Here is a 17965-nt window from a genome sequence, read left to right as displayed (position 1 = left end):
ATGTTAGTCCGGATGCCCGTGAAGCGGGAGAGAATGGCGGAATGACCACAGGGGGAGTGCTGCGCCGCCGGCCCGCCCAGCGCCGCAGTCAGGAGCGGGTCGAGCGCATGCTGGACGAGTGTGCCCAGCTGCTCGACGAGGCGGGGTACGCGGCCCTGACGACCAAGGAGGTCGCCCGCCGGGCCGAGGTGCCGATCGGGACCTTCTACCAGTTCTTCACCGACAAGCAGAGCCTGGTCCGCGCGCTCGCGCTGCGGAACCTGGAGGCGTATCTGGACCGGATCGCGTCCCGGCTGACCGCCGCGCCGCTGTCCGACTGGACCGATGCCGTGGACCTGGTCGTCGACGAGTTCGTACGGATGAAACGGACCACGCCCGGCTTCGGTGTGGTGGACTTCGGCGAGGTGCTCGCCGCTCCCGGCGGTCCGGCCCTGCCCGGCACCCGGCGGATGCTCGACGAGGCCCTGGAGAACAACGTCGTCGTGGCCGACCGGCTGCGCTCCCTCGTGGTGGAGTCGCTCGGGGTGGCGCCGGGCGACGACCTGTCGCGCGCCTTCGTGGTCGCCGTGGAGGCCGCCGACGCCGTGCTCAAGCTGGCCTTCCGCGCCCACCCCGAGGGTGACCCCGACCTCATCGCCGAGTGCAAACGCCTCGTCCGCCGCTACCTCTCCGACCACCTCGCCTGAGCCGCTTCGGTCCTCGCGCGCTACGGTCATGCCCGCGCGCCACAGCGATCTGCCGACGTGAAGTCTTGAAACGATATCTTTTCGACGTGTCAGATAGTATCGTTTTAGTCTGGCTGGAGGAGGTGCTCGGATGAGTCGAACTGTCATCGATCTAGACGACGACATGGTTGCCGAGGCCATGCGGATCTACGGCACCAGAACCAAGGCCAAGGCGGTGCGGATGGCCATGGAGGAGGCCGTGAAGCGACGTCTGCGACTGGAACTGGCCGAATCGATCAAGAGCGGAGAGCTCGACCTCAGCGAGATCGTGGAGAAGACCGGTCCCCGCAATGCGGACGGCACGCTCCAGCGTTCCTCGAAGGGCGCTGCGTGACCGACTATCTGGTCGACAAGTCCGCGCTCGCTCGCTGGGGCAACCCACCGGTTGCGCAGGTGCTTGACGAACTCAGCGATCGTGGTCTGCTCGCCACCTGCGCCGCGATCGAGTGGGAGATGGTCTGCAGCGCCAGGAACAAGCCCGACATGGCGCGTATTCGTTTTCTCCTGCGCGGGTTCAACTACCTCTACTGCGGTGACGAGATCTTCGACCGTGTCCTCGACGTTCAGAGTGATGCCCTGGACCGTGGTTTCCACCGAGCGCTTTCTATGGCAGATCTGATCATCGCCGCCGTCGCCGAACGGCACCGCGCTGTGGTGCTTCATTACGATGGCGACTTCGACATGATCGCTTCAATCACAGGCCAGCCCACTCAGTGGGTTGTAGAGCCAGGAACGGCCGACCGCTGACTACACACGTCGCGTGGGGCTCCGGCACGTCAGGCACTGTGTGAGCAGGCTCGCGGGGCCGGTCGCGGGCGCGATCAGGCGGTGGAGGGCGGGCGTCTTATCGGCCAGGCTCTCCTGCGCGGCCATGATCCGGCACAGCGGGCAGTACTTCGCGATGATCCAACTACATACAGCCCTGTGCGCGGTCGTCAACGGAGGGGTCGATGGGGGCGCACGCCTCGCGGCGGGGGGATGGGCGACATCCGCCCGGAGGCTCGCAGTGTCATGACCACCGAGACCGCGCGATGGATGCTGCGTGCCGTACCGCGTGACCAGCACGATCGGCTCGCCGTCGGCGAGTTTCGCGAACTGCTCGCCCTGGCTTCTTCGGGCGGCAAGGCGTAAGGGGAGTGCCGTTGGCAACGGGTGAGGCGTCAGGGCAGGCTGTATCTGATCCTGATCTTTCTGGCCTCGTCCTCTGTCACCTCTGGGGGTGTGCGGGCCAGCGTCTGGCGTAGATCGGACAGGATCCTGTCGCTCGCGGTACGGACGCGGGAGCGGTGCTGGGCGAACTCCTCATCGAAGCGTCTGGCCGCCGGCCCTGTCCACACCGTCCCGCTGTGAAAGTGCAGGTATGACCCATCGACGCGCTGCTCGATGTCATCGACCAGGGGGTTGACCGTCCGTACGGCGTTCTGCAGGGCCGTGTGCAGCGGATTCGTCACCAGTTGAGCCACAAGGCGTCATCCCTCGGTCGGTGCAGGGCATTCGTCGGGTGACGGCGGTGTCGAGGGGGATAGCCCCGGTGGATCTCCCGAGCGGGACGAGACACGTGCGGGCTGACCTGGCCGCGCCGGAGACCCCGCGGCCCGCCCTCGCCGGTGCCGAGACGTTGTTCCTGCACGACGGCGGCGCGGGCGGCCATGGGCTCGAACCTAGAGCAATCCTGGACGTGGCCAGGGTCGCCGGGTCCAGCGGGTGGTGCTGCTCTCCTCGCAAGGCGTGGTGACCAGGCCGGAGTCGCCCCCGCACGGTGGCCTCATGCGGGCGATCGAGGAAGCGGTGCCCCTTCGCCGGTTGGGCCCGTCGAAACGTCGAAGCCTTCCGGTAAACAGTGACAAGGTCGCCTCCGGCCGCCCCGGTCGGGTGGCGGCCGGAGGGCTTGGGAGCCCGTGATCGCCCGGATCCCCAGCGTGGATATCAGATAGCTGAGCGCACTGAGGATGACCATGACGACAGGGCGCAGCAGTACGGCCAGCAGCGCGCCGGCCGAGGCTGTCCGTCGCGTGACCACGTTGCCCGTCAGGTGACGGGCAGCGCGGTGGCGAGCAGGACGATGCCGACGGAGCCGACGAGCGCGGCGATCGCCATGCTTCGCGCGAACACGGCCATGCCCCTGCCGTTGGCCCACCCGTGCACCGTGGCCGCGACCATGACGAGGACGAAGAGAAGCAGCTTGGCCGACAGCGTCCGGCCGTAGCCGGGATAGGTGAGCGACTCCCACGTCACGCCCTTGTGCACCGCCATGGCGATCCCTGTGGAGACCTGCACAGGCAGGAAGAACGCCCCCGTGAACATCCCGAAGCGGCGGCCGACCTCGCGAAGCACCCGGGCGCGCTGGCCCGTGTCGAGGAGACGCCGGGCCAGCGGGAGAACGACGAGGGAGACGGTGAGCTGTCCGCCGACCCACAATGCCGCCGAGGTGACGTGCAGGAAGCGGATGACGGACCACCAGGTCAACGGGTCACCTCGAAGACGCCGTGTGCGCCGGCCTCGCCGTGGCGCATGTCATGGTCGACGAAGGGATAGTGACCCGGTTCCGGGAAGACGGTTTCGACGAATCCGCCCTGGGCGGCGGCCAGATCGAGCACCTGGGACGCCCCGTCGCCTTGGCTCGGCCGCAGCAGGTAGGCGCCTTCCTTGTAGACGGTGTCGAACTGCGCGCCCACGATGTGGAAGGCCGTGCCCGAGGCGGGGCCGGCGGCGACCACCCACACGCGGACCCGCTCGCCCGGCCGAGCGGTCAGCGGAGCGTGGTCGTATCCGGCGGCGGTGCCGTTGAACATCCAGGCGTCGGGCCGGCCGTCGCGCATCTTGGCCACCTGCTCGGTGCCGCCCGGTTGCCCGAGGTAGAGCTCACCCTGTACGAGCACGTACTCCCGGTCGGCAGGGGCAAGGTCCGGCGGATCGATGATGACCGCGCCGTACATGCCGTTGGCGATGTGCTGGAGCATCGGCATCGTCGAGCAGTGGTAGAGCCAGGCCCCGGCGTGCTCGGCGCGGAACCGATAGGTGAGGCGTTCACCGGGGCGGATCGTGCGCATCGGCACGTCCGGCGCGAGCGACCCGGCGTGGAAGTCGATGCCGTGTCCCATCGTGTCGTCGTTGACCAGCGTGATCGTGAACACGTCGCCGACCTTGCCGCGCAGCACGGGCCCGGGCACGGTGCCGCCGAAGGTCCACATCCGCTGCCGGACCCCCGGCGCGACCTCGATGTCCTTCCACACCGCGTGGATCTCCATCCGGTGCTCGGTGCCGCCCGCCCCGGGCCGCAGCGTCGCGTCGTACGGACGCCATCCCGGGCTCATCGGCGCGGTCAGGTTCAGCACACCGGGGGCCGTGGCCGTGTGATCCGTTCGACCGCCGTGATCCATGCCCGACGCGGGGGCCGGGGCGGTGCCCTTGACGTCGATCCGCATGGTCATGCCGGCCGCCCGGTGTCCCGGCACCGTGCACCAGCCGTCGATCGGGCCGGCGAGCGGGGGCAACTCGAGCGTCGCGGTCTGCCCGGCGCCGAGCATCGGCGTCCGCTGGCCGGTGGCGAGGCTCAGGTCGTGCTGCTGGGCGTCCCGGTTGGTCACCCGCAGCACGAGCCGGGTCCCGGGGGCCGCCTCGATCGTCCCGGGCATGATCCGCATGTTCGCCAGGGTGACCTCCACCGCGCGGACGCCCGCGCTGTTGTCCTGCACGGCGAGCTTCGTGGCCGGCGTGACTCCCCTGCCGTCGCTGAGCGCGAGGGCGACGGCCACCGCCGTGGCCAGCAGGCCGACCGCGACACCCCCGACCGTGGGCGAGACGCGCGGCCCACGCGCGCGGACCACGGTGACGGCGGCGAGCAGGACGAACGCCGCGAGCGCCGCCACCACGAACCCCCAGGCGATCAGCGACACCCGGCCGGGCACGGGCAGCGCGATCAGCGGCACCGCGACGTTGACCACGGCCAGCCGCATGATCCAGCCGCGCTCCAGCAGAGCCGCGTTCCGCTTCAGTGCGGCGGGTCCGCCGCCGAGCACCACGGGCAGCAGGAAGGTCAGTGCGCCGAGAAGCGTCTGTCCTGCGAAGCCCACCAGGGTGAACGGCACCAGCGGCTCAATCCCGTGTGCCACCTGGTCCGCGGGCCGGGTCGCCACGACCGACAGATCGGCGAGGACGGCCACGACGAACCAGGCCGTGCCCGCTGCGAGCATCCACGCGGCGGGTGTGTGCGGCGGCCGGCGCCGTGCCGTACGGAGGAACGGCACGAGGGCGAGCGCGGCCGCCGCGGCGTAAAGCAGCAGCCCGGCCACCGCGACCCAGCGTGCTCCGCCCAGGAACCCGCCCACCGTCACGGCCAGGCCGGGTACGGCGAGGCGCAGCGAGCGGCGGGCGATCACCCCGCTTCCTTCGGCCACCTGGGTGCGCAGCACCGTCGGCCAGAGCGTGAACAGCGTGCCCAGGACGGCGAGGCCGACCCAGCCGAGCAGGTTGACGTGGACGTGCGCGGCCTGCAGTCGCGTGCTGCTCATGCCCGGCGGCCATGCGGCGAGCATCAGCCCGCCCAGCGTCCCCCCGGTGACGAGCGCCGCCCCCGCGCCGATGTACCAGGCGACGACGTGCGCGAACCGGCCGCCGAGGGCCCGCCTCGACCAGGAGACGAGGATCGCCACGTGCCAGCCGATGACGCCGACCACGATCGCCGCTCCGGCGATGCCGAGCCGGACGGGGCCGTACGTGGCGCCGTACAGCACCGCCGCCACCCCGGTGTTCAGGGTGGCGAGCCGCACCGGGCGCACCCACGGGGACGGTTCGCCCCGGCGCAGCAGTGCGATCGCGAAGTGTTCCGTCCAGGTCACGATGGCATTGGTCACCGCGCCGAGCAGGAACACGTGGATCAGCAGCCACCGTGGTGCGGGCAGGTGATCGTGCGTGAGCGTGGCGAGAGCCACCAGCGCGAGCCAGGCCAGCACGACCCCGTTCGCCCTCGCGTGCCAGGAGGCACGCGAACGACGCCGCGTCGGCGGCGTCGGCCCGGGACCGGGGGCGCCGACCCGCACATCGACCGTTCTCATGAGGGGTCCATTCTTCGAGAGCGAGACAGGCGGGACGCGGCTGCCGGGCGGTGAGCGGGCACGGCGTGACGGGCGAACACGGCGCAGCAGGCGAACGCCGGCAGCGCCACCTCCCCCAGCACGCCGCCGACCGTGCGGACGGCGGCCACGCCACCGAGGTCGCCGGCGATCCGGACCAGCAGGGCGGCGTGCAGCAGGGCCAGCGGGCCGTACAGCACCCGGTGATACGGCAGCCGCACCCGCAGAACGGCGGGCAGGATGACCGGCGCGTGGCCGAACACCATGGACATGGCGAACCCGAGGAAGACCGCGTGCAGCGCGGCGTCGTACACGCCGTCCGCTGTGGGACGCCCGAAAATCCCCCATAGCGTCCCGGCCAGGGCCAGCCAGGCGTAACCGGACAGCAGACAGACCGCGGCATAACGCGGCAGGCCGGCCGTGCGCACGGTCCTGCGGGCGATGTCGTGGACGGCCAGCAGCCCCGCCAGAGCGATCATGCCCGCCCCGGCCACCCGCCATCCCAGGTCCGGCCGGGGAACCGAGGCGAGGACGCCCGCGCCGAGGACGCCCATGGCGGCCAGGACGCCGTCGACGGCCCGGCGGCCCACGAACCCGACGTGAGCCAGTTCGAGCCGTTCCCCGGCGATCGTGAGGACGAGGAAGGCCGTCAGCCAGGGCACCAGGTCGGCGATCGGGAGTCCGCGCAGCCACAGCAGGCCCCCGACGTACCACGCGATCGCGCCGGACATCTGGACGACGACCTCAGGGCAGGGCCGGCGGGCGAGCAGCACGAGATAGACGGCGAGAAACCAACCGGCCGCCGCGGTGAGCAGCAGCTGCCCTGGCCGCGTGAATCCCGCCGCGCCCGCGAGCGCGCCGACGGCGGCCAGAGCCGGCGCGGCATAGCCCCACGGCCGCCCGAGGGCGACCGCGCGTTCGAGAGAGATGAGCGTGCCCAGGAAGCCGAGCGCCATCAGCGGTCCGTGCTGCGTGGCGAGCGCCGCGCTGGGCACGGGCACGCCTACGCCAAGCAGGCTCAGTCCGCCCCAGAGCCCGGCGATGACGGACAGCAGGGCGCCCGCGGGCAGAGGCAGCCTGCTCACGGCCGTTCCCCCGCGCGCTCCGGCATCCGTCATCCGGGCCCTCCGCCGCCACCACACGAACACGGCGTTTCCCCGGGCGCGTGCTCCCCGTGGCTGTGCAGTGTGGCCACGCACAGGCCGGGCCGTACGAACGGTTGCAGGCGGACCATGTCGGGCGGGGCGCCCATCTCGGCGAGCGCGCCCTGCATGAGGCCGAGGTGCACGCCACAGACCACCTCGGGGTCGGCCTGGGCGAGTTCGCGGAACGGACAGCGACGCAGTTCGATGCGGGAGCCGTCGTCGACCGGCAGCGGGTCGAAACCGGCGTCGTCCAGCAGTTCCACGATCTCGGCGGTGGCCGCCGCGAGCCCCGCCTCCATCGGCGAGCGATCACCTGCCGCTGCCGTCGTCCCTGTTGTGGTCTCCGCCGGAGGCGCCTGCTCATCCGCCCGGCTGCCGGCTCGTTTCCCCGTTCGCTCGCCGTACGCGCGGCCGGCCGAGATCGCGGCGGCCCCCCGGTTCTCGTCGAGCCCGCTCAGGTAGGTGAGCAGCACCTCGGCGAGCAGCCGGTAGTTGCGCCGCTCGTCGGCGTCGGGCCCGGCGGTCGCGGAATAGAGCAGGCGGGGCCGGCCCGGCCGTTCTCGGTCTTCCCTGCCGCCGTTCGCGTATCCGTGCTCGACCAGGAGCGCGAGATGGCCGCGCACAGTGTTGGGGTGCAGCCCGACGGCGGCGGCGATCTCGGGGATGGCCATCGGACGCCCCGCCTTTCGCAGGGTCTCCAGGACGGCGACACGACTCACGTCCGCGAGCACGCGATGGGCGCGCGGATCGATGTCCGCGCCGCGGTCGCCGGTCACGCTCTCAGCCGCCCGTCGGGTCGCCCGTTGAGTTTCCACGGTCAGTAGTATAAATACAACGGAGACCGTGAAAAACCCTTCCGGAGCCTGATGCGGAAGAGAAGACACTGCCGGCCCAGGACGTAGCCCCGGCCGGAGACGAGGAGCCGTACATGACTGTCACCGGCGACGACAAGGCGCAGACCACCTCGGCAGACGGATCCCGGGAAGCCTCCGAAACACAGGAAGACCTGGAGACGCGGGAGGCCACCGTCCAGGCGATCCGCGACCACCACCGGAAGCTCGGCCGGACGATGGCGGATCACGCGCTGACCATCGGACGCGCGGTCGACCAGCTTTCGTCCCCGTCCGCCCGACAGGCGACGCTGGTCGCGTTCTGCAGAGAAGACGTCCTTCCCCACGCGATCGCCGAGGAGCGCACGCTGTACGCCGCGGGCGCGCGGCTGATGGAGACGGCGCTGCTGGTGCGCGCCATGACGGGCGAACACACCGCGCTGGGCAATCTGGTGGACGCGGTGGAACAGGCCCGCACCCCCGGAGAGATCGCCGGTGCCGCCGCAGCGCTTGACGCGATGTTCCAGTCGCATCTGGAGAAGGAGAACGACATCCTGCTTCCGGCACTCGTCGACGCCGGGGTCGACCTCGGCGCGCTGCTCGCCGGTATGCACGAGATCCTCGGTGAGTCCGGCCACACGCATGGCTCGGAGCAGCACGGCTCGGCGCAGGGGCGGGCGCGGGGGCACGGCGGTTGCTCGTGCACGTGCGGCGGCGGTCACGACGCCGCCGATGCCGGGGACGCGAGTGTGGAGGTCGTGGAGGGTGAGTTGGACGTGCGGCGCCTGGCGCACGTCCAACGGCACGAGGAAATCTTCGCGACCTTCCGCGCTCTCCGGCCGAGGGAGGCGTTCGTACTGGTCAACGACCACGATCCGAAGCCGCTCTACTACCAGTTCGCGGCGCGGCACCCGGGTGAGTTCGACTGGGGCTACGTCGAGTCCGGCCCGGACGTATGGCGGGTGCGGATCGGACGGCTCTGATCACCGGCTACCGGCGTTTCCCCGGCTCGTCAGGGCCGGCATCCAGCGCGGAGTGTCGAATGACCACCCCGGCCCCGGGCGGATCCCTGCCTTCGACTCCGGCCGGCCGCCGACGCGCCCGGTCGCCTCGGGCGCTCATCATGCGTCTTCGGGCCGGAGGTGGTCAGGCGGGGGCGTCGAGGCGGGCGATGTGCTCGTCGTCGAGCTTGACGTCGACGATGATCTCTTCGAGCTGGGCCATCGAGCTGACGCCGACGATCGGGATGATGTCCTGCGCCCGCAGCCAGGCGAGCACGACCTGGTTGCGCGTCGCGCCGAGCTCGCCGGCCACCTCGTCCAGCACAGCCAGCCGCCTCGTGGTGCCCGGGTGGTCGTAGTACTCGGGCATCGGTTTGGCGGTGTACGCGCCCGCGAGCAACGAGGAGTAGACCCACAGCGTCAGGTCGCCCTCGGAACGCACGTAGTCCAGCATCTCGTCGGAGACCTGGGTGTGGCCGCCTTCGGGCACGCGTACCCAGGGCCGGGGGCGGAGGTAGGAGTGGCGGAGTTGCACGTGACGGTATCGAGCGCCGCCGCGCGCCGCCGCCAGTGAGCGGGCCCGCTCCAGCCGCCACACCGCGTGGTTGCTCGCGCCGACCTCCTTGGCCTTGCCTGCGAGCACCAGTTCGTCGAAGGCGGCGACCGTCTCCTCCAGCGGCGTCGACCTGTCGTCGACGTGGGCCCAGTAGACGTCGACGTGATCGGTGCCGAGCCGGTGCAGGCTGCCCTCGATCGCGGCCCGGATCACGCCGGCGGACAGGCCCTCGGCGGCGTCGAGCGTACGGGCGCCGGGCACGGCCGGGCGGGCGCCGCACTTGGTGCTGATCACCACGCTGTCCCGGTTGCGCCGGGAGGCGAGCCACCGGCCGATGGTGGCCTCGCTCTCGTCGCCGGTCGCGCCCTCCAGCCAGAACGGATAGTTGTTGGCTGTGTCGAGCATCGTTCCGCCGGCTTCGACGAAGCGGTCGAGGATGGCGAACGAGGTCGCCTCGTCCACGGTGGTCCCGAAGGGGATCGTTCCCAGAGCGATTCTCATGCCGACCACCTTGCCGCCTGGAGCGCACTCCAGCGCAAGCGGCTTTCAGCGGCGGCGGTCGAGGGCGCTGCGGCCACGCGCCACGATGGTCTCGACGTCCCTCAGATCGTCCATGTCGTGAGCCCTGGCCAGCGCTTCCTTGGCCGCGTCGTAGGCGTCCAGGACCGCGTTCCAGTCGACGTCGCCGGTTCTGTCCGTCAGGCTGTCGATCTCCTCGCCCAGCCGGGTCACGTTCTCCTCCTGGACGCTCTTGGCGTCCTCGAACCGGACGGCTCTCTCGGCGGCCTGCTCCCTGGCGGCTCTGCTCCGCCGTACCCTGGCCGTGACCAGCCCGGCGGCCATCCAGAAGACGACCAGGCCGGCGATGCCGAAGAAGACCAGCCAGCCGGTGGACATGCGGCTGGAGGACCCGGACAGGTCGACGTCCTTGGCGAAGTCCTGGTTCAGCCCGGTGACCTCGGCGTCCTCGAACGTGGCGCCCCGCAGTTCGGCCGAGGACACATCGGCGTCGGTCAGGGTGGCCTTGCGGAAGACCGCGTCCCGGTACTTGCCGTAGCGGAGGTCCGCCCGGTCCAACCTGGCGCCGGTGAAGTCGGCCTGGTCGGCCGTGACGCTGTTCATCTCCGTGTAGCGAAGATCGGCGCCGGCGAGCTCGGCCTGGGTCAGGTCGGCGCTGCCGAGCGCCGCGCCCGACAGGTCCGCGCGGGACAGGTTCGCCCCCACGAGGTCGGCGCTGCCCAGCTTGGCCCGCCGCAGCCGCGCGCCGCGCAGGTCCGCCCCCTTCGCCTCGCGAAGCCTCGTCCCGACGGCGGAGACCTCGCGAAGGATGGCCCGGTTCAGTTTGACGCCCGACAGGTCGAGGCCGTCCAGCCTGGCGCCGGTCAGGTCGGCGCAGCTCAGATCGCCGGGGAAGCTCGTGGCCGCGGTCAGGTCCCAGCCCCGGTAGTCCTGACCGCCGCCGGGCTCGCACGACGGGTCCGGCGCCGGCAGGTATCCGGGCACGCCCCTGCTTCCGGCGAGCCGGGCGTCCCTGACGTCGCGCAGGTCGGCCCCGGTGAGGTCGGCCCCCCGGAAGTCCGCGCCGGTCATCACCGACTCGTACAGTTGCGCCGCGCTGAGATCCGCCTGCCGCAGGACCGTCCTGATCAGGGTGGCGCCGTAGAGCTTGGCCCTCGCCGCCCTGACCCGGCTGAGGTCGGCCCGGCGCATGTCCGCGCCGTAGGCGGAGGCGTCGGTCAGGTCGACGCCGACCAGCTTCGCGTCGTCGAACTGCGCGCCGTACGTCTTGGCCCGCGCCATCGTGGCCCCGCTCAGGTCGGCTCCCTCGAAATGCGCGTAGTACGGCGAGGAGTCGTCCATCGTCGCCTCGCGCAGGTCGCTGCCGCGCAGGTCCGCGTAGTACAGCTCGGCCTCGGAGAGGTCGGCCTCGCGCAGTCTGGCCCCGGCCATCCGGGCGTACCCGAGATGGGCTCCCTTGAGAGAGGCTCCGGTCAGGTCGGCCCCGGTGAGCACGCTCCGCACGGTCAGGCCGTCCAGTTTGGCGCCCCGGAGGTCCGCGCAGGACAGATCGGCGGGCAGTGTGGCCCGGGTGAGGTCCCTGCCGGCGAGATGCGGGCCGCTGCCGGGGCGGCACGGCAGGCGGTCGCCGGGCGTCGCCACGGCTGCCGGGGCCATCGGGATCGACAGCGCGATCGCAGCGGAGAAGGCCACCGTGCTGGCGATCAGGCGGGGGATGCCGGGCATTGCTGTCTCACTGTCTCTCGGGAGCACCACCCGGACGCCGGCCCGGGTCGTACGTGGCAGGACCCGTTATATGGGGGCGAATTGCGGCCCGCTTGCCAAATGCCTACAGCGGAAAGGGCGCATGCGCCCGAGATCCGGTGTGACAGGATCAATGGTGTGGCGGTGTACACACCTGGACAGGTCGTCGAGGAGACCGGGTTCAGCCTCGACACCCTTCGGTACTACGAACGGATCGGGCTGCTGGAGCCGGTCGGCCGCAACGCGGCGGGCCAGCGGCGGTTCAGCGAAGAGGACGTGAGCTGGCTCGGCATGATCCGCTGCCTGCGGGACACGGGCATGCCGATCGCGGAGATGCTGCGCTTCGCCCAGCTCGTACGGCAGGGCGAGCACACCATCGAGGACCGGATCGCGTTGCTGGAGGAGCACGACCGGAAGGCCGAGGAGCAGATCGCCGACCTGCGCCAGAAGCAGGGCGCGATCCAGCGGAAGATCCAGTACTACAAGGACGTGCGGACCATGCGCGACATGCTCCCCGAGCAGGCGTCCTAGTCTAGGGCGCGCGTACAGTCCGAACCGTTCCGGAGCCGGCGGGACTGAGGGCCTGGAGTACTGAGGGCCTGGAGTACTGGGGGCCTGGAGTGAGGAGTCACGTGACCTCGCCACGGGCGCGTAGGGTCGCTACTCCGTCGCCTTCGAGCTTGTCCCAGTAGCCGGTGCGTCCGGTCATCGCCATGATCAGTGCCAGTGTGGGGCCGGCCACGAATGCGCCGGAGCCGGTCGTGAACGGACCATCGGTGGCGACGAGGCGCAGGCCTCGGATTCGGCCCTTGGCGAGGACGACCAGGTCGGAGCGCCGGTAGTAGCCGGCTACCCGGGTGAGCGTCTCGATCGGGTGGTCGCGCCGAATGCCCAATGGCCGGCGGATGTCCTCTCCGTGCACGATCGTCTCGCCCAGCATCGCCATCACGGGCAGGGGCGGCTTGGTCGTGCTGGTCACGATGCGGCGGAACCGGGCGAGCGTCTCGGCCGGGGTCGCGCCCAGTTGCTCGGCCAATCGCATGGCCACCTGTTTGTCGAAGTCGAAGCGGCAGCGGATGACGCCGGTCATCCACCGCACCGGTGTGAGGCTCGCCCCTGAGGTGATGTGCGCCAGCACCTCACGCACCGTCAGCCCGGTGCACAGGGACGGTGTGGTCCATTGCTCGCTGGTGAGATCCGCGAGGTCGGCCGCCAGGGCTGCCCGCTCGCTGTGGACCAGGGACCAGATATCGGTCTTGTGATGTCCTGTCGGCTCGGTCATGGTCAACGGCTCACCAGACCGACATGGTTGCCGTCGGGGTCGGCGAACACCGCGATCCGTCCCAGGGGCGTTGGTCTCGGCTCCAAGACGGGGCTGCCGCCCAGGCTTTCCGCCCTCGCCAGTGCGGCCTCGACGTCGTCGACCGTGAAGTAGACCACGATCCCGGTGTACGGGCTGCCGGGACCGGCCTGGCCGATGCCGCCTGCCGGACGGTCGTTGTCACCACCGACGAGTGCGTAGGTCTCGTCGATCACGTTCACCGTCCAGCCGAACAGCTCCTGGTAGAAGCGTCGTGATCGCGAAGCGTCGGGAGTGGAGATGTCGAACCATCCGGGCGTGGGATGAGATCCGGTCGACGTCATGGCAGTCCTCCTTCACGAGGGCCGGTATGCCCCCTCACCTGGTAGGACTGCCGCCGTAGGGCACAATCGTCGCTCATGCGGGAAAAATCTTCCGGGCTCCGGGCGGATCCGGCGGCGCAGCGCGTTCAGGACGCCGACTTGGCTCGGGCTCGCGCGGGGGATGATGCTGCTTTCGCCCGCCTGGTAGGACCGCTGCGCCAGGAGTTGCATGGGCATTGCTACCGCATGCTGGGCTCCGGTCACGACGCCGACGATGCCCTGCAGGATGCCCTGCTGCGCGCGTGGCGAGGGCTCGCGCGGTTCGAGGGACGTGGCTCGTTGCGTTCGTGGCTCTACACCGTGGCCACCCGTGCCTGCCTGGACCTGGCCGACTCCCGCGGCAAGCGGGCGTTGCCCGCCGACCTCGGCTCATCCAGCGAACGCGCCGTGCTCGACGCCGCCCCGCTGACCGAGGTCGCCTGGCTGGGCCCTTACCCCGATCAGGGCCTCGCCGACGGCCGGGCCGTCCCTGAGGCACGTTACGAGCAGCGTGAATCCGTCGAACTCGCCTTCGTCGCCGCCCTGCAGCACTTGCCGGGCAACCAGCGGGCCGCGCTGCTGCTGTTCGACGTTCTCGGGTTCTCCGCCGCCGAGATCGCCTCCATGATGGGTACCTCGACCACGTCAGTGAACTCCGCCCTGGCTCGGGCCCGCAGGCTCGTGACAGAAAAGATCCCCTCCCTGAGTCAGCGGCAGGCGCTGCGGAAAATCGGCGACGCCAAGGTTCAGCGGCTCGTGGCCGCATTCGCGGCGGCGCTGGAACGTGGCGACATCGACGCCCTGGTGCCGCTGCTGACCGAGGACGTCACCTGGTCCATGCCGCCCCTGGCGACCTGGTACCAGGGGTTGGCGGCCGTCACCGACTTCGCCGTGCAGGTCCCCATGACCAGGTGCCCAAGCTGGCGGTCTCTTCCGACCAGCGCCAACGGCCAGGCCGCCGTGGCGTTCTACATCGGTGGCGACGCCATCGGACCGCACGCCGCCTGGTCGATCACCGTGCTCGCGTTCCGCGGCACGCGCATCTGCCAGATCGTCTCGTTCCTTGGTCCCGAACACTTCCCGGCCTTCGCTCTGCCTGCCTCGCTGCCCTGATTCACGAAGCCGCAGGGCGTCGGCCGAGAATCGCAGTGGCCGCACACCGCCGCCTCTCCGCTCGTACGGGCTCCTGCACTTCTGCCGGTACGCCGCCACCTACAGGCGGGTCAGGGGGAGCGGTACGCCTCGGCCTGGAGGTTGTAGAGCTCGGCGTAGAGGCCGTCGAGGGTGATCAGCTCCTCGTGGGTGCCGTGCTCGCGGACCTTGCCGTGGTCGAGCACGTAGATGCGGTCGGCGTAGCGGACGCTGGCCAGGCGGTGGGTGATGAGCAGCACGGTCCGGCCGTCGGCGTGCTGCCGGATCCGCTCGAACAACGCGTGCTCCGCCCGGGCGTCGAGGGCGGCCGTGGGCTCGTCGCAGATCAGCAGGGGCGCGTCCCGGTAGAACCCGCGCGCCACCGCGATCCGCTGCCACTGCCCGCCCGACAGTTCGTGACCGTTCTTGAACCTGCGGTCGAGCAGGGTGCGGTAGCCGTAGGGGAGCTCGGCGATGACCTGGTCGGCGCCGGCGACCTCGGCCGCACGGGCCACCTCGGCCTCGCCCTTCTCCATGCCCATCGTGATGTTGTGGCGGGCCGTCAGCGGCCACCGGGTGTGGTCCTGGGCGATGACCGCGATCCTGCGGCGCAGGCTGTCCGGGTCGATCTCGGACAGGTCGGCGTCGTCCCACCGGACGCGGCCGCCGTCCGGCTCGTACAGGCCGGCGAGGATCTTGGCGAGGGTGGTCTTGCCCGAGCCGTTCTCTCCGACGAGGGCCACGACCTCCCCGCGCTCGATGCGGACCGACACCCCGCGCAGGGCGGGCGCCGGTGCGGCGGGATAGGAGAAGGTGACGTCCTCGACCGTGATGCGGCCGAAGCCGTCGGGGGCCGTCCGGTCGCGGGCCGCCGGGATGCGGGCCTCGGCGTGCGCGATGAAGTCGAGGAAGTCGGTGAAGTAGAGACCCTCCTCGTAGAGCCGGTTCGTCGCGTACATGAAGTTCGACAGCGACGTCTGGCCGGACCGGATCGCCAGCACCGCGGTGCCGGCGACCGCTAGCGGCACCGCGCCCGCCGCGAGCAGCAGGCCGAGCGCGACGTAGACCGCGCCCTGCCCCAGGCCGCCGAGCGCCTCGCCGAGGACGCGGGCGACGGTCTGCCGCCGCGCGAGGTCGAGCATGACGCGCTGCTCGCCACGGGCGACCGTGTCGAACATCCGGAGCAGGAAGCCGCGCATGGTGAACGTGCGGACCTCGGCGGCGGTGTCCTTGTCCGCGAGCAGCTCCTCGATGATCCACTTGCGCCGTCTGGCCGGGACGAGCACGAGGGCGGTCGTGTAGCGCATCCTGGCCGCACGTACGGCCGCCCAGGCGTCGGGGACGACCGCGAGCAGGAGCAGGGGCAGCAGCACGGGGTGCAGCACGCCCAGCACGCCCGCCGCCGCCACGATGCCGACCAGGCCCGACAGCGTGTCGATGGCCGTGCTCACGACCATCTCGGCCATCTGCATGCCGCGCATGCGCGCACGCTGCAGCGCGTCGTGGAACTCGGGGTCGTCGAAGCAGACGAGGTCGACCCGGCTGGTCAGCGTGTAGAGGCGCTCTTCCGTGATCCGGCTGACCTGGGGTTCGAGCCGTGACTGGGCCCAACCGGCCCCCGCCTGCAGGGCCGTGCGCGCGGTGGCGGCCAGGCCCACGAGCAGCAGGCTGGGCAGCGCGGCCCGGACCCGCTCCGGGGTGGGGCCCGCCTGGAACAGCGCGGTCAGCACGCCGGTGGTGGCGAGGAGGCCGAAGGCCGTGAAGACGCCGCCGAGTGCGCTGAGCGTGACCGTGGCCACGGTGTCGCGGGGGCTCGCCTCCCAGGCGATGCCCAGTGCCTGCCTGACCAGCCGGGGCAGCCGCCGCGCCACCGTGAGGAAGCCCAGCCCCGCCATCGTTCCGTAGTGCCGCGCCCACTGCGGGGACTCGACGTCCGCCATGTCCGGCAGGTCGTCCTCCGACAGGTGATCAGGTCCCCCCTGTTGTGTCACCGTCATGCCTGCAGTGTGAGCGCGAGCGCCGACAATTTCCCGGGCGCGAGTGGCGGCCCTTCTTTTGACGCACGCCCCTAACACGGCGCCAGGGCCCGTATGCAGAGACGTTATCGGCACAAACTTGACGACGTACCGGTGAAAGTGGGTTGATTGGGCCTGCTGACAACGTTGTCAGCCATATGTGTCTTCGGGGGCCCGAAATCCTCCCGATCAGCCTGAAGGGAATGTTGCGATGAGACGACGGTGGATGGCGGCCGTCGCGGTCTCTGTTGCAGGTCTGCTCACTCTTTCCGCCTGTGGTGGCGGTGACAAGCAGGAGAGCGGAGGCGGTCAGGCCGCGAAGAAGGTCGAGGTCTTCTCGTGGTGGACGGGTCCCGGTGAGGCCGACGGCCTCAAGGCGATGCGGGAGATCTTCGCCAAGCAGAACGCGAACTTCGAGTTCTTCGACGCCGCGGTGGCCGGCGGCTCGGGCGACCAGGCCCGCGCGCTGCTGTCCAGCAAGCTGCAGGCCAACCAGCCCCCGGACACCTTCCAGGGTCACGCAGGCGCCGAGCTCCAGGGCTACATCAAGAGCGGCAAGCTGGAGTCGGTGAACTTCCTGTACGACGAGCTGAAGCTGAAGGAGGTCTTCCCGCAGCAGCTCATCGACCAGATTTCGGTGCAGGGCCAGATCTACTCCGTACCGGTGAACATCCACCGGTCGAACGTCCTGTGGTTCAACCCCACGGTCCTCAAGGACGCCGGCATCGACGGCGCGCCGAAGACCGTCGAGGAGTTCGTCACCGACCTCGAGAAGGTCAAGAAGACCGGGAAGATCCCGCTGTCGATCGGCTCGCAGTGGACCCTGGTGCACCTGCTCGAGTCCGTGCTGCTCGGCTCGCTCGGCACCGACGCCTACAACGCCCTGTGGACGGCCAACGCCGACTGGTCCAACGCGAACGTGACCAAGGCGCTGGAGAACTTCAAGACCATCCTGTCGTACGCGGGCAGCCCGCAGGACGACTGGCAGCCGGCGGCCAAGCAGGTCGCCGACGGCGAGGCGGCCTTCAACATCATGGGCGACTGGGCCTACGGCTACTTCCACAACCCGCCGGAGGGCGGCCTCGGCAAGGAGTCGCACAAGGACTTCGACTGGGCCGCGTCGCCGGGCACGGACGGCACGTTCATGTGGCTGTCGGACAGCTTCACGCTGCCGAAGGGCGCGCCCAACCGCGACGGCGCGATCGCGTGGCTGAAGGTGGCCGCCAGCAAGGAGGGCCAGGACGCGTTCAACCCGCTGAAGGGCTCGATCCCGGCCCGCAAGGACGCCGACCAGTCCCTCTACAAGGACTACCTGTCCTGGAGCCTGGAGCAGTGGTCCGGCAGCAAGCTGGCCGGCTCGATCCAGCACGGCGTGGTCGCCAACGACGCGTGGCGCACCGCGATCACCGACGCGGTCGGCCTGTTCCAGCAGGACAAGGACGTCGCCAAGTTCCAGCAGGCGCTGGTCACGGCGGCCAAGAACAGCGGTCAGTGAGCTGATCTCCTCGTACGGCCCACGCTGTGGACACAACGGCGTGGGCCGTACTTGACTTCTGAGAGGTACAT

Annotated in this window: 18 protein-coding genes; 8 read left to right on the top strand and 10 right to left on the bottom strand. The window is 70.5% G+C overall.

The window, feature by feature from the left end; all coding sequences use genetic code 11:
- Positions 1–41 precede the first annotated feature (41 nt).
- The 3 genes from HHX30_RS23600 (at position 42) to HHX30_RS23590 (ending at position 1472) form a co-directional block, all read left to right on the top strand.
- Positions 42–686 carry a TetR family transcriptional regulator gene (locus tag HHX30_RS23600; protein ID WP_169984161.1) on the top strand — a complete coding sequence of 215 codons (645 nt, stop codon included), beginning with the start codon at positions 42–44 and terminating at the stop codon, positions 684–686.
- 130 nt (positions 687–816) lie between these two features.
- Positions 817–1059, top strand: a complete 243-nt coding sequence (locus tag HHX30_RS23595; RefSeq protein ID WP_169984160.1) for a type II toxin-antitoxin system VapB family antitoxin — start codon at positions 817–819, stop codon at positions 1057–1059.
- On the top strand, positions 1056–1472 hold the full coding sequence (locus tag HHX30_RS23590; RefSeq protein WP_169984159.1) for a PIN domain nuclease: 417 nt from the start codon (positions 1056–1058) through the stop codon (positions 1470–1472). Before HHX30_RS23595 ends, HHX30_RS23590 begins: the two co-directional genes overlap by 4 nt.
- Positions 1473–1885: 413 nt before the next feature.
- Here the strand turns inward: HHX30_RS23590 and HHX30_RS23585 are convergent, their stop codons facing one another.
- Positions 1886–2188 carry a hypothetical protein gene (locus HHX30_RS23585; protein WP_169984158.1) on the bottom strand — a complete coding sequence of 101 codons (303 nt, stop codon included), beginning with the start codon at positions 2186–2188 and terminating at the stop codon, positions 1886–1888.
- A 95-nt stretch (positions 2189–2283) separates the two neighbouring features.
- Here HHX30_RS23585 and HHX30_RS23580 point away from each other — a divergent pair, with 95 nt between their 5' ends.
- Positions 2284–2460, top strand: coding sequence for a hypothetical protein (locus tag HHX30_RS23580; RefSeq protein ID WP_169984157.1), 177 nt, complete (start codon positions 2284–2286; stop codon positions 2458–2460).
- A 293-nt stretch (positions 2461–2753) separates the two neighbouring features.
- On the opposite strand, the gene HHX30_RS23575 is transcribed toward HHX30_RS23580, so the two are convergent.
- Genes HHX30_RS23575 through HHX30_RS23560 form a run of 4 tightly spaced genes read right to left on the bottom strand, consistent with a single transcriptional unit; the run spans position 2754 to position 7757 of the window.
- The gene (locus HHX30_RS23575; protein ID WP_169984156.1) at positions 2754–3191 is read right to left on the bottom strand and encodes a hypothetical protein; all 438 of its coding nucleotides are present in this window, start codon (positions 3189–3191) and stop codon (positions 2754–2756) included.
- The gene (locus HHX30_RS23570) at positions 3188–5779 is read right to left on the bottom strand and encodes a multicopper oxidase domain-containing protein (protein WP_169984155.1); all 2592 of its coding nucleotides are present in this window, start codon (positions 5777–5779) and stop codon (positions 3188–3190) included. Before HHX30_RS23570 ends, HHX30_RS23575 begins: the two co-directional genes overlap by 4 nt.
- A complete protein-coding gene (locus HHX30_RS23565; RefSeq protein ID WP_211592425.1) occupies positions 5776–6882 on the bottom strand; it encodes a hypothetical protein in 1107 nt (368 codons plus the stop codon). Before HHX30_RS23565 ends, HHX30_RS23570 begins: the two co-directional genes overlap by 4 nt.
- A gap of 29 nt (positions 6883–6911) precedes the next feature.
- Positions 6912–7757 (bottom strand): helix-turn-helix domain-containing protein, encoded by an 846-nt coding sequence (locus HHX30_RS23560; protein WP_311922810.1) that lies wholly within the window; start codon positions 7755–7757, stop codon positions 6912–6914.
- Between the two features lie 113 nt (positions 7758–7870).
- On the opposite strand from HHX30_RS23560, the gene HHX30_RS40835 reads away from it, so the two are divergent.
- Positions 7871–8755, top strand: coding sequence for a DUF2249 domain-containing protein (locus HHX30_RS40835; RefSeq protein ID WP_211592424.1), 885 nt, complete (start codon positions 7871–7873; stop codon positions 8753–8755).
- Between the two features lie 163 nt (positions 8756–8918).
- Here the strand turns inward: HHX30_RS40835 and HHX30_RS23550 are convergent, their stop codons facing one another.
- Together HHX30_RS23550 and HHX30_RS23545 are read right to left on the bottom strand one after the other, a co-directional pair.
- Complete coding sequence (locus tag HHX30_RS23550; RefSeq protein ID WP_169984154.1) at positions 8919–9830, bottom strand: aldo/keto reductase; 912 nt, start codon at positions 9828–9830, stop codon at positions 8919–8921.
- 45 nt (positions 9831–9875) lie between these two features.
- Positions 9876–11573, bottom strand: a complete 1698-nt coding sequence (locus tag HHX30_RS23545) for a pentapeptide repeat-containing protein (protein ID WP_169984153.1) — start codon at positions 11571–11573, stop codon at positions 9876–9878.
- 162 nt (positions 11574–11735) lie between these two features.
- Here HHX30_RS23545 and HHX30_RS23540 point away from each other — a divergent pair, with 162 nt between their 5' ends.
- The gene (locus HHX30_RS23540; RefSeq protein WP_311922809.1) at positions 11736–12122 is read left to right on the top strand and encodes a MerR family transcriptional regulator; all 387 of its coding nucleotides are present in this window, start codon (positions 11736–11738) and stop codon (positions 12120–12122) included.
- Positions 12123–12219: 97 nt separating this feature from the next.
- Here the strand turns inward: HHX30_RS23540 and HHX30_RS23535 are convergent, their stop codons facing one another.
- Together HHX30_RS23535 and HHX30_RS23530 are read right to left on the bottom strand one after the other, a co-directional pair.
- Complete coding sequence (locus HHX30_RS23535; RefSeq protein ID WP_169984151.1) at positions 12220–12873, bottom strand: maleylpyruvate isomerase family mycothiol-dependent enzyme; 654 nt, start codon at positions 12871–12873, stop codon at positions 12220–12222.
- Between the two features lie 2 nt (positions 12874–12875).
- Positions 12876–13235: a VOC family protein gene (locus tag HHX30_RS23530; RefSeq protein ID WP_169984150.1), complete on the bottom strand. Its 360-nt coding sequence runs from the start codon at positions 13233–13235 to the stop codon at positions 12876–12878.
- A gap of 75 nt (positions 13236–13310) precedes the next feature.
- On the opposite strand from HHX30_RS23530, the gene HHX30_RS23525 reads away from it, so the two are divergent.
- Complete coding sequence (locus HHX30_RS23525) at positions 13311–14366, top strand: sigma-70 family RNA polymerase sigma factor (protein ID WP_169984149.1); 1056 nt, start codon at positions 13311–13313, stop codon at positions 14364–14366.
- 110 nt (positions 14367–14476) lie between these two features.
- Here HHX30_RS23525 and HHX30_RS23520 read toward each other — a convergent pair whose 3' ends face one another.
- Positions 14477–16381, bottom strand: coding sequence for an ABC transporter ATP-binding protein (locus HHX30_RS23520; RefSeq protein WP_169984148.1), 1905 nt, complete (start codon positions 16379–16381; stop codon positions 14477–14479).
- Between the two features lie 229 nt (positions 16382–16610).
- On the opposite strand from HHX30_RS23520, the gene HHX30_RS23515 reads away from it, so the two are divergent.
- The gene (locus HHX30_RS23515) at positions 16611–17894 is read left to right on the top strand and encodes an ABC transporter substrate-binding protein (protein WP_169984147.1); all 1284 of its coding nucleotides are present in this window, start codon (positions 16611–16613) and stop codon (positions 17892–17894) included.
- The last annotated feature ends 71 nt before the right edge of the window (positions 17895–17965 follow it).

The sequence above is a fragment of the Microbispora sp. H10836 genome (genome assembly GCF_012999525.1).
Lineage (GTDB): Bacteria > Actinomycetota > Actinomycetes > Streptosporangiales > Streptosporangiaceae > Microbispora.
Note: the sequence above shows the minus strand (reverse complement) of the source record. Positions and strands in the feature narration are given on the sequence as shown.

Bases quoted from the DNA above. Each gene is read 5' to 3' on its own strand.
- HHX30_RS40835 (WP_211592424.1), top strand. From the start codon at position 7,871: ATGACTGTCACCGGCGACGACAAGGCGCAGACCACCTCGGCAGACGGA.
- HHX30_RS23535 (WP_169984151.1), bottom strand. From the start codon at position 12,873: ATGACCGAGCCGACAGGACATCACAAGACCGATATCTGGTCCCTGGTC.
- HHX30_RS23595 (WP_169984160.1), top strand. From the start codon at position 817: ATGAGTCGAACTGTCATCGATCTAGACGACGACATGGTTGCCGAGGCC.
- HHX30_RS23520 (WP_169984148.1), bottom strand. From the start codon at position 16,381: ATGACGGTGACACAACAGGGGGGACCTGATCACCTGTCGGAGGACGAC.
- HHX30_RS23530 (WP_169984150.1), bottom strand. From the start codon at position 13,235: ATGACGTCGACCGGATCTCATCCCACGCCCGGATGGTTCGACATCTCC.
- HHX30_RS23525 (WP_169984149.1), top strand. From the start codon at position 13,311: ATGCGGGAAAAATCTTCCGGGCTCCGGGCGGATCCGGCGGCGCAGCGC.
- HHX30_RS23570 (WP_169984155.1), bottom strand. From the start codon at position 5,779: ATGAGAACGGTCGATGTGCGGGTCGGCGCCCCCGGTCCCGGGCCGACG.
- HHX30_RS23550 (WP_169984154.1), bottom strand. From the start codon at position 9,830: ATGAGAATCGCTCTGGGAACGATCCCCTTCGGGACCACCGTGGACGAG.
- HHX30_RS23545 (WP_169984153.1), bottom strand. From the start codon at position 11,573: ATGCCCGGCATCCCCCGCCTGATCGCCAGCACGGTGGCCTTCTCCGCT.
- HHX30_RS23600 (WP_169984161.1), top strand. From the start codon at position 42: ATGACCACAGGGGGAGTGCTGCGCCGCCGGCCCGCCCAGCGCCGCAGT.
- HHX30_RS23515 (WP_169984147.1), top strand. From the start codon at position 16,611: ATGAGACGACGGTGGATGGCGGCCGTCGCGGTCTCTGTTGCAGGTCTG.